Genomic DNA, 537 nt, shown 5'->3' with positions numbered 1-537 from the left:
TTTATCATCCGTATGTGGAAAGACTGTGGTTTGAAGGTTCGAAGTGCCGGAGACTCTCAGGCACTGATCCAACTTAAGAAGGAATACTGCGACAAGAAGGACTGTCTCCGTTGTCGCTTTGGCTATGAATATCTTAAACGCAAATAACACTATGAACAAAGAAGAGATTTTCTACACAATGGCGCTGACGCGGCTGACGAACTTCAACTATCAGCAGGCGCTGGAACTGTATCGGATGGTGGGAAGTGCCCAGCTGCTCTATGAGTATCGCAGTCATCGGAGAGTCTTCTCCCAGACTGGTAGAGGCCCTGAAGAACTGGGATGAAGCGATGAAACGGGCAGAAGTGGAGTTGATGTATATGGAGGAACATAATATCCGAGCCTTGACATTGACAGACGATGACTATCCCCAACGGTTGACGGAATGTCAGGATGCGCCTATCATCTTATATTATAAAGGTAATGCCGACCTGAATCAGGCCAAGATCGTCAGCATCGTGGGTACACGACAATGTACACCGTATGGTCAGGACTTAA

2 protein-coding genes are annotated in these 537 nt (G+C 47.3%); both read left to right on the top strand.

Annotation, left to right across the window (positions count from 1 at the left end; genetic code table 11):
- Positions 1-151 precede the first annotated feature (151 nt).
- Entirely contained in the window at positions 152-325 is a 174-nt protein-coding gene (locus tag FOY53_RS23365) for a hypothetical protein (protein ID WP_186766743.1), read from the top strand.
- A gap of 4 nt (positions 326-329) precedes the next feature.
- Positions 330-537: DNA-processing protein DprA (locus FOY53_RS22825; RefSeq protein WP_222435347.1), on the top strand; the 208-nt coding region annotated here is incomplete at its 3' end.

The sequence above is a fragment of the Puniceibacterium confluentis genome (genome assembly GCF_007923445.1).
GTDB lineage: Bacteria > Pseudomonadota > Alphaproteobacteria > Rhodobacterales > Rhodobacteraceae > Puniceibacterium > Puniceibacterium confluentis.
Note: the sequence above shows the minus strand (reverse complement) of the source record. Positions and strands in the feature narration are given on the sequence as shown.